The sequence below is a fragment of the Microbispora sp. CL1-1 genome, assembly GCF_012034195.1.
GTDB lineage: Bacteria > Actinomycetota > Actinomycetes > Streptosporangiales > Streptosporangiaceae > Microbispora.
Genome location: NZ_JAATEK010000082.1, coordinates 1 through 9807, shown reverse-complemented (window position 1 = coordinate 9807; position 9807 = coordinate 1). Strand labels below are relative to the sequence as shown.

Genomic DNA, 9807 nt, shown 5'->3' with positions numbered 1-9807 from the left:
CGGCCCTCTGCTTGGGCCTGGAGCTGGTTCATGTGGTTGCGCCAGCGCTGGCGCTCGTGGACCGACCGCAGGAGTCGTACGCCGATCGGGGCCAGGTCGGGATCACCGGGCTTGACCGGCCGCCAGATGTAGCGGTGGGGGTCGACCGGCTCGTCTTCGACGCCGAGGGCTTCCAGGACCCAGGTACGCCGGTCCTGCTTGTGCTCCGTCAGGGTCTTGTTCGACCACTTGCGTGAGACGAGGACACGGCGGCCCGCGTAGCCGAGGTGATCGGGCTTGTGCGCCTTGCCCTTGCATCGGCCCGGAGCCAAGCCGGGCTTGGCGCCCTTGGGCTGCACGCCGTACCGCAGCCAGTTCGGGCAGGTCGGCGAGCACGGCTCGAACCGCAGCGCGTCGAGCAGTCGTTCGGCGTGCGCCTTGCGGCGTGGGTCGTCGGTGCCGAGGGCGTCGCCGAGTGACTTGGTCAGGTACTTCGAGAGGTATTGGATGAGCTGGTCGGCGTCCGGTGTTCCGGCGAGCACGCTCTGAATGTCGAGCTGGTCGCCGAAGCCAAGCACGTGCAGGGGCTCGGCGTCCTCGTCTGCGTCGAGGGCGTCGAGGGCCTGTTCCCAGGTCGGCAGCACTTCCCCCGTGGCCGGGTCGAGGTAGCCGGCCCCGTTCTCCCACACCGGCAGGTGGTCACCCTCGAATCGGACAGTGTCCGTCGAGGGCCACCACACCTGGTGATACGTGGCGGCGATGATCTGCCGCAGCTCCGCACGCGGGAGCGTGCCGCGGATCGCCATATGCAGATGCGGCGCGAGCCGCTTCTGAGGCTCGACCGTGGCGAAGTACTGCACGTCATAGCCCGCCACCCGGCGAAGGTTCTGCACGAAGCGGTCCACGAGCTTGGAGAAGTGCAGCGCGTCGCGGGCCGCCCGCGCGTAGTCGTACCGGTCAGGGTCGATTGGCGCACCCTCCAACACACGCCCGTATGAGGGGAGCGTGAGGGTGACGAACATCGAGGGCCGGTAGGTCTTGCCGTCCGACCCGGTGAAGGTCCGCCCGAGGGTGGTCTTGGTCATCTGCCGCTTGGGCAGGTCCGGGGCATCCTGCCGCCGCTTGGTCGAGCGCGTGCGCTTGCCAGAGGTGCGGCCGAGGACGTTGCCGCGCATCCCGGCACGGTTGATCTCCTCGTCCAGGTCCTCGATTGCGGCGTCCAGGTCGGTGGTGTCGCCGCCGGCCTTTTCGACCTCGTCCCGCCAGGCTTGGGCATCGGCCCGCAGCCCCACGAGATGCCGCTGATACTCGTCAGCGTTGTCCGGAAGGTTCACGGGCTCGGCTTCCAGGTGCCAGCCCTCCCGGCACTGCGCCCGCCGAAGCTGCCGGTTGCGCTTGGCACACGGCGGGCACTTGCTCTCCAACGTCGCCCCGCACGGCACGTCGATGACCTCAACCTGACCGGTGAGGATGTCCTGCCGCCGCAGCGGAACCGGCCGGATACAGACGCCGTACTGCTTGGCGATTTCTTCCACGACCTCACGGGCCAGCGGTTGAGCCATCCGCACGGCGCGGGGTGTGGAGCGGTCGTGCGCGTTGGTCACCGGTCACCGTCCCAGGAGCCGACGGGGTCGAGGAGGTCGGCCGGGCCGAGGCCATCGACCATCACCGAGGCCTTTTCGCCGCACTCGTGGCACTCGACGATGCCGCGCACCGGGTCGAGCCACAGCACATCGAGCGCGCCGCAGCCCGAGCAGCGCAGGCCGTCGAGAATGTGAGCCAGGCGCATCATCGGCCCTCCCCCGCGTACTCGGCGACCATCGCCCGGATATCCGTGTCAGAGACGTAGGCCGCGCGCACCCGCACCGGATCAGGACTGGATTCGAGACGGACGTAGCCGACGCCCGCGCCCAGCTCAGGGACCGGTGAGATGTGGTCGGCCAGTGCGCCCCGGTCGCGTGCGCCGTCGCCGAGGACCATGTCCACCTGTTCGCTCTCGTCCAGCCGGAGGGCGATCTTGTCGGGGAACAGGTTGCGGATGTTCATGACCTCTTTGCGCGGGTCCTGAAGCGCGGCCATGACCCCGACGCCGACCGCGCGCCCTTGGGTGGTGAGCGTGGCCAGGGCCGCCGTGATCCGCTGGCGAAGTTGCTTGTCGGGCTGGTAGGCGGTCAGGAACGCGACCTCGTCGACGAGGACCAGGACGAACGGGTCCGCCGCGGTGGGTGTGTGGGAGCGCTGGAGGCCGGCGAACCGGTCGGCCCGCTCCTGCATCACGCTCACGGCCTCGTCGAGCAGGTCGGCGCACTCCTTCGGATCGGCCGCGTATCTCGCGCCGAACAGCGCTCGGCCGAAGGACAGTTCCATCCGCTTGGGGTCGAGCGCCCACATCTGCACCAGGCCCGCCCGCATCGCCGGGAGGAGCCCGCGGATTGTTGACCACAGGTAGGAGCCCTTACCGGCTCCGGTCGCGCCAGCGATCAGGACGTGTGTGCCGTGGACCTTCAGCCGCAGCGGCGTACCGTCCTCGCATCGGCCGATCTCGACCGGCCCGACCGAGGCGACCTCGGGCACCGGAAGCGCGGGCAGTGGTTCGGCGAGGGGGTCGCGGCGGGGGAAGGTGAGCACGAGCCGCCCGGCCCGCGCGACGGCGACCCGGCAGGAGGGTGCGCCGAAGCCGTGGGCCAGGTGCTCGATGCGGTCGGCCCAGTCGGTGACGGCTTGGCCGTTGAGCATCTTCACGCTGACGCGGTCGGCCCAGCCGTCGCACTCGACCCGGACGAGGCGGGGTAGGTAGTCGCGGCCCCGGATGTGCCGCCCGAGGCCGGAGACGACCATGACCGGTTGCCAGTGCCGCCGGTAGACGGCGACGAGCCGCCACCAGGCGAGCAGGGGCCAGCCGACCAACCTTAGGAACGAGGCGCGATCCAGCAGCAGCCAGGACAGGCCCGCTGAGGGCAGGAATCCGGCCATCACCAGGGCCAGGCGCCAGCCGTACAGGGTCCAGATCACCCCGAGGCCGACCGGGACGGCCACCGCGACCGGATGCCGCACCACGAGACGGACCAGGCCCGCGACCAGGCGTGACAGCCAGATCACGATGGTGACGATGGCGGGGGTGCGGACGACGGCCGGGCGGAAGACCACGGCGGTGTCCGGGGTGGTGGAGACGAGGTTGCGTGCCTCGTCGCCGGGAAGTTTCTTGAACATTAGGCTTGGTGTCCTCTCAGGCATTGGCGTGTGTGAGAGATCCCAGGGGCCGCTGGAATGCCAGTTCCAGCGGCCCCGCTCGTGTGTCAGGCCGCCGAGTCAGTGACCTGGGCGTGGTCGGCGTGCATGCGTTCGCAGTCGGCCAGGTACCGCGCGGCGGCGTTGAAGATCTCCCGCGCGATGTCCAGGTCTGCGGCGGTGACCGGACCGGCCGCCCCAGTGGTCGAGACCGTCACGTCCGCCTCGCCGGACTCCAGGACCAGGTACGGCCGCCCGGACTCCAGCACCCGCGCCCGCGCCCGAGTGATCGAGGCGTAGAACGAAATGCCGATGCGGGGACGCTCACCGGGGTCGATCGACATCGACAGGTGCGTGTACGGCCGCCAGTTCACGCCGCCGCCTCCTTGCCGCCCGCGTGTCCGGACTTGGCCCCACCCGTCCGAGGCGGACGCATCTCCCGAACGCGGATGGAGTAGGCCAGGCGGCCGTTTCCGTTGACGTACGGGGTAACGGTGACGCCGTCGAACTCGACCGGCGTGAAGGGCAGGCCCGCGACCGGGGCCGGAGGCACCGGCTGGACGGGCGCGATGATCTTTACAGCGACGGTCTTCTGAGCGGGCTTGACCTGGGGGTCGGCGTCCATAACGGCGATCTGCCAGACCAGTTCGCCGCTCTGCTTGTCCCGTGCCTGCACGAATCGGCCGTTGGTGGAGGCGTCGAAGTCCTTGACCGCCTCCACCTCACCGACGAGGTAGCAGCCGTGCGGGAAGACCATGTCGAAGCTGACGGGGATCGGACCTTGTAGAGCCATCGGACATCCTCCTCTGTTGACTGATAGGCACTTAACCTATCGAGTGCCTTGAGCATAGGAGAGCCCACTTGCTAGGTCAAGTGCCTAAGCTAAGTGGGCTCCGAAGGTGAGGCGTTCCTACCCGATGGGATAGGCGTCCTCCAGCTCGTGACGATCGGCAGGCAGCACGACAGCCAGCACGGCAAGGGGCCGGCCACCAGGGTCACGTACAGCCGCATAGACGTCGAGGACCGGCGTGTTCTTGGGCATGCCGAGCCGCTTGACCTCGTCAGAGGTAGGCATCCGGGCCGTGATCTGCTCGATGACGTGATCGAACCGGACGCCCTTACGCGCCTGGATATGCTCGCGGATGCCCTGGGCCAGTGGCTCGGCGCTCGTGAGGTTCGTCCCTTCCGACAGGTCCAGGGGCAGCCACAGCGAGACGATCTCGGAAGGCTCATCGCCGCGTGAGACCAGTCGGCGACGGAGGAACGCCTTACTCTTGGGCGGCAGGTCGAGCAGAGCGGCGATCCTGTTCGGTACGGCTACCGCGCCGACTTCCAGTAGTTCGGCCGAGGGCGTCTCGGCGCTGGTGAGATAGGCGTGGCCGGGCCGGGGTTGTTCGAGCGAAGCGAGGGCAGGGCGGCCCCGCACGAAACGACCCTTGCCCTGCTGGGACTCAATCCAGCCCTGTTCCCGCAGCACGCGCAGGGCCGCCACGACGGTCGGACGGGAGATGCCGAACTCGTTGATGAGCTGATTCTCGCTCGGCAGGAGGGTTCCGGGAGGGTAGTCCCCCGCTTCGATACGCCGCTGAAGCGCCTGCACAAGCTGTGCATACTTCGGAGGCACGGACTCTAGAGACATCACGACCGTCCAGCAGCCGACAGGTTGTTTTACCAAGTTTGAGCCTAGACCGGCTCGATGCTTCTGTCACCTCGTTCGGATGCACTCGCAGTCCGGGCGGAGGGGACCGGCAGGGCCACACGGGGGGACACGGGGGCGAGTCACTGTGGCCCTGCCGGAGATCAAGGGCGCGACGAGGCAGGGATTGATGGCTGCCGACCCGTCGTCGGCTCACTGCCTCGCCGCGCCCGCTTCAGCGGCAGACGTAGGCGGCTATTGCCTTCGCGGCGCCCTCCAGATCGGACACCGGGTGCCGCCTGCCTGCCGAGTTCCATGAGTAGTACTGGCCGCCGTAACCGACGAAGACCCACACGGGCATACCCCGCCCACTTGGCGGGTTGACCATCAGCGCGGTGTTGTTGTCGCGCAGCTCGGCGTTGATGCTGAGTCGGGTCAGCGCGTCACGCAGTCGGATGAGCTTGTCCGCCTCGTCGCTTCGGTTCATGTAGGCCATCGCCGCAGCCTCGATCGGGTTCATGTTCCGCTCCCTTCGGCCCGGCCGTTTCCGAGGCAGTCGAGGCACTGACGCTCCCCACCCGAGTCGCGATCGTCATTGGTGTCGCCGCCGACGATGAGCTGACGGCGTGAATGGCACTGCTTGGTGCCACGTCCCCGACACGAAGGACAGGGTCTTGCCTCGCTGTTCTCGTCTGGCCGGGTCACCGTCGCCATCTCCTCGTTCATCCGGCGTTCCCTGTGGCGGGAAGCCGCTTGACGTACCGTGGTTGGTTGATGGCAAGTCCACCGGCAAAGCGAGCGCGATAGGACCCCCGAAAAGCCCCCCTCTTAACCCCCTGATGACCCCCCGACGGGAGGAAGACCCCGAGATGCCAGACAGCATCCCGAATGTCCAACTCCGGGCATGGCGCAACGCGCAACAGCTCACCCGCGCCGAATTCGCCGAGCGGATTAACCGGACCCCTGTGGGCATCAAGGAACGCCTCGCCGTCGATGAGGAACGCATCAGGCGATGGGAGGCCGGCGAAGTCTCCTGGCCCCGCGCACCATTTCGACTCGCGCTGACTCAAGCCACCGGACTACAGCCCGAAGATCTTGGCTTCTCGCCCACAAAGAGAGGCAGCGGCAATAGCCGCCTTATCGAGGCACACATCATGCCGGTCGACGCACTGCGGGCCGAGGCCGACCTGTACGGCACGATGGAACTTGCCCAGCAGCTCCAGGCGTCCGATGTCGGGACCGGCACTCTCGAAGCCCTCGCCGAGGCCGTCGATCTGCTGTGCCGCGCCTACCCGGTTGTTCCCGCGGCGACGTTGCGGGACCGGACACAGAAGCGCCTCGCCCAGGTGACCCGGCTCCTGTCAGGCAGGATCACACTCGACCAGCACCGCGAATTGCTGGTCATCACCGGATGGCTTACCGCCCTGCTTGGCTGCGTCCACTACGACCTGGGCGAGCGCGAAGAAGCCGAGACGGCCCGCCAGGCCGCCTACGAGATGGGCCGCCAGGTCGGGCACGGCGAACTCATGGGCTGGGCACACGAGATGTCCGCCTGGTTCGCGCTGGTCGAAGGCCGATACGAGGACGTTGTCACGGCCGCCCGCCAGGGCCAGGCCCTCGCCGGCCAATCCAGCGCACAGGTACAGCTCACCTTGCAAGAAGCCCGCGGCTTGGCCCGCATCGGCGACCGCCGCGAAGCAGACAAGGCACTCTCACGCGGAGCCGACATCCTCGCCAAACTGCCACTCCCCGAGAACCCGGACCATCACTTCGTGTTCGACCACGCCAAGTGGGTGTTTTACGCCGCGACCGCGTACACCTGGCTGGAGGACAACGACCGGGCCGAGGAACACGCGCTGGAGACGATCCAGATGCACACCCGTCCGGACGGCACATCCAACGCACCGATGCGGGTCGCCGACGCTCACATAGATCTCGGCATCGTCCACGCCCGACGTGGAGACCTTGACGCCGCCGTCGAGCAAGGCATGGCCGCATTCGACATCGAACGAAAGTCCCTCACCGACCTCGTCAACCGGGCCGGAGACCTCGACCGCGTCCTACGCCAGCGCTACCGCCGCGAAGCCTTAGCCGAAGAATTTCATGAGCGCTACGTCACAGCTCGTCGTGCACTAGCCACTCGCAGGCATGACTTTCTAGACTAGACACATTCGCATTTTGTGTCTGATGATAGATAGTACAGCAAATCGCGATAGATATAAGGCTGCAGAGACGTCGAACGGCGAATAGGTATGACCGAGCAGAGAACGAAAGAATCGAAGGGCGACCCTAGCCCCTTACTTATGGCCATATCAGAGCTGATGGCCTTACGTGCTCTAGAGCTTGCAGGCAAGCGGATTCCGTCACGCCGGGGCGGTCGCTCCCTGTGGGATCGTTATCGAGACGTCCCCCCATGGGAGATTCACACCATTTTCCCCGCACGCCAGGAGGAGCTTGACAAGATCCTCGCAAATGCATGGGCGCTGCCACTCCAAGTAGGCGTTCCAACATCTCTAGTGGAGACTCTTGATGCGCACGTGCGAGCTCTCTTGATTGCCGGCCACGCGTTCGATCGGACTGCTTTGCGTCTAACCCTGTCCCAAACACAGTTTGATGATACTAAGCTTCCCTGGACAAAAATCAGTCCCACCGGAATGAATATTAGCGATGACTAAGGACCGCCACGAGGAGCTAGACGCATGGCGCATTGCACAAACAGTCCTCAACACGTCACTGACGCCATACGATAAGTGTCCACAATGCTGTCAATTTCACGACAAGCACAGTAAGCACTTCAACAGCAGATACGACTTTCATGTCGGAGAGATAGGCGCACTGGAAGTGACCGTCCTGACCAGTGACGTGGCGGAGAGGAATCGCGAAGCATGGGGACCATTTATTGGCGAAAATGACGTAGCAGGTTTACAGAACTCGTGGATCGTGCAAGTGACTGCTACTGCCCGCGCTGTGATCGGATCCAAGTCAAGTCGACGCGGCAAGGACTTCATTAGCCGCATCACGCCAGCACTCGCCGCATTAGAGGCGACGAGCACATTCTATGTATCCCGCTGGTCTGGTTGTGCTGGATCTATTACACATGATCCTCGGTGCCCAGTTCCGCTACTGATTGGAATGGGGGTGCAAATTGCCGAAGCGATCTCCAGCGACAGGGAGGAACCTTCGATCCATATTTGCACGGTACTCGGCTTCGAGGAGATGCGGAGCACGCCAAAGAAATCAACGTCATCCGAACATGAAGTCTCACCCAGCATGAGTTTGCCTGTTCATGGAGGTAGCGACTTGGTTACCCTCGTTGAGGCGGAGCTCGCAATGAAGCCGGACCTTGCAGAAAAACTTGGAATGGCGGCTAAGAATCGCACTCGACGCGAAGTATTTTTCTGGCTCACCTGGACGCGCGCTTCGGCCTGGAGACGCCTAGAGCGGACTGGAGGTTTGCCGGAATACGAACCTTGCGTGCCGGACGGAATAACAGGATTATGGGTCGGCTTTCGCGGGCTCTGCACGGAGGTTCTCTATTGGTCGAGAACAGGTGGATGGCGGCGTTACCATCTGTCAGCGGAGATGGCTAGCCTTCCGCCTTGCTCAGCATCGATCGAATAAAACGATAGCAGGACTGCCGAATTGCCACTATAAGGGTCAAGCGGCGGCGTGCCGCGCCGCCGTACAGCGGCCCGTCGCTTGCCCGCCGTCCGGGCTGCGGCCTGGGGGCCGGTCCCGGACGGCAGCAGCGCCGAGCCGCCACGCCCACCGCGCCCGCCATACCCAAGTGAACCCGCCGACCCAAGCGCCACGCCGCCGCTCAGGATCAGCCGCACCGTCGCCCACCGAACTCGCTCACGCTCGCCCTACGGCATTCGCCGGCCACGCTGCTCCGCCCATTGGGTTCTGCTTCAGGCTGCCTCCGGCGGGGGCCTCGGGCTCCAGGGTGATCGTGACAAGTCCGAGGTTCTCGGGGGCTGAGGTGGGGCCTGATCGTCCCGTCGCCGTCGCCTCGGGGCAAGCTCAAGCGGGCCAAGGGCTGGAGGCGACGGGAAGATCAGGCGGGGCGTGCATGGCGTTCAATACACGCATACGCATCTGGCAACGAATCAGAGCCCGGCATGCCAGAATCTCCTCTATGTCGGATTCGGTAGGCGGGTACTCGGTTGGGTGGCTGACGCTGAGTTTGATCAATGCCGGGTTAGCCCAAGGTAAGGGAAGGAGCGGCCTCAACTGGTGGCTTCTCTCGCTATTCCTTGGACCGATCGCAACCTTCCTGATCGTATTCCTTGATCCACTCAAGGGACCACGCCCATGAAGCCATGATCCGGAATACGCCCGGAACGGGCTGGCCTCGACATGAACTCGTTGTACGGCTCAGCCACAGATCAGGGCGCTTTCGCAAGTCGGAACCGCGATGCCCTGTAAAACCGTCAGCAGTCGATACAGCACTCACGATCGCCTGTCGGTGGCCAGCCGCCGTAGCTGGTTGGGGGCGATCGAAGGTCCAGGGCTTCGTTCCTCAGCCCCGGCCCACCGGACAATGTGGTTGACGTGCCTGTTGCGTGCCCGATGAGGCGGAAACCAGGGGAAACAGCGAGGAGTTGCGGGGGCACCGATCAGTGCGCTGAGCTGCGTTGGCGCTGGTAGAGCGGGATCGGCGTGTGTCTTTGCAAGCAGGTGTCCACAGGGAAGCTCTGGTCATGATGCGGTTGCAGTTTGGGTTGCAGTTCGGAGCGGTGCAGAGCCATTCAGATCAGACCACGCATGTGCGCTGACCTGCATTGAACTGTCCGGAACCATGATCGGCCAAGCTTTTAATCCGCAGGTTTTGACTTCGAGCCGTGCTGCGGCGCCGGCACATTCCGGGCAGCGAAATGTGGTGCCAGCCTCTCCAGGCTGGCCGTCGGACGTGGCATCGTGGGCGGATCAGCCAACGACGCCACTCATAAGCGGCCCTTTAA

Annotated in this window: 9 protein-coding genes; 2 read left to right on the top strand and 7 right to left on the bottom strand. The window is 65.3% G+C overall.

Translation table 11 applies throughout. The annotated features are described in order from the left end of the window. The 7 genes from HCK04_RS39500 to HCK04_RS39470 all read right to left on the bottom strand — a co-directional run. The coding region (locus tag HCK04_RS39500; protein WP_205831266.1) for a replication initiator at positions 1–1541 on the bottom strand (1541 nt) is incomplete at its 3' end. A 38-nt stretch (positions 1542–1579) separates the two neighbouring features. Then, positions 1580–1771, bottom strand: coding sequence for a hypothetical protein (locus HCK04_RS39495; RefSeq protein ID WP_142652642.1), 192 nt, complete (start codon positions 1769–1771; stop codon positions 1580–1582). Next, positions 1768–3189 (bottom strand): FtsK/SpoIIIE domain-containing protein, encoded by a 1422-nt coding sequence (locus HCK04_RS39490; protein WP_142652641.1) that lies wholly within the window; start codon positions 3187–3189, stop codon positions 1768–1770. Before HCK04_RS39490 ends, HCK04_RS39495 begins: the two co-directional genes overlap by 4 nt. Positions 3190–3275: 86 nt before the next feature. Continuing rightward, on the bottom strand, positions 3276–3581 hold the full coding sequence (locus HCK04_RS39485) for a hypothetical protein (RefSeq protein WP_142652640.1): 306 nt from the start codon (positions 3579–3581) through the stop codon (positions 3276–3278). Further along, on the bottom strand, positions 3578–4000 hold the full coding sequence (locus HCK04_RS39480) for a plasmid replication, integration and excision activator (RefSeq protein ID WP_079315400.1): 423 nt from the start codon (positions 3998–4000) through the stop codon (positions 3578–3580). The genes HCK04_RS39485 and HCK04_RS39480 overlap by 4 nt, the downstream gene beginning before the upstream one ends. A 117-nt stretch (positions 4001–4117) precedes the next feature. Next, positions 4118–4807 carry a GntR family transcriptional regulator gene (locus HCK04_RS39475; RefSeq protein ID WP_205831265.1) on the bottom strand — a complete coding sequence of 230 codons (690 nt, stop codon included), beginning with the start codon at positions 4805–4807 and terminating at the stop codon, positions 4118–4120. Positions 4808–5078: 271 nt separating this feature from the next. Further along, positions 5079–5363 carry a hypothetical protein gene (locus HCK04_RS39470; protein WP_142652638.1) on the bottom strand — a complete coding sequence of 95 codons (285 nt, stop codon included), beginning with the start codon at positions 5361–5363 and terminating at the stop codon, positions 5079–5081. A 349-nt stretch (positions 5364–5712) separates the two neighbouring features. Between HCK04_RS39470 and HCK04_RS39465 the strand changes: the two genes are divergently transcribed. Together HCK04_RS39465 and HCK04_RS39460 are read left to right on the top strand one after the other, a co-directional pair. Continuing rightward, complete coding sequence (locus HCK04_RS39465; RefSeq protein WP_168066644.1) at positions 5713–7008, top strand: helix-turn-helix domain-containing protein; 1296 nt, start codon at positions 5713–5715, stop codon at positions 7006–7008. Between the two features lie 502 nt (positions 7009–7510). Beyond that, on the top strand, positions 7511–8464 hold the full coding sequence (locus HCK04_RS39460; protein ID WP_142652636.1) for a hypothetical protein: 954 nt from the start codon (positions 7511–7513) through the stop codon (positions 8462–8464). Positions 8465–9807 lie beyond the last annotated feature (1343 nt).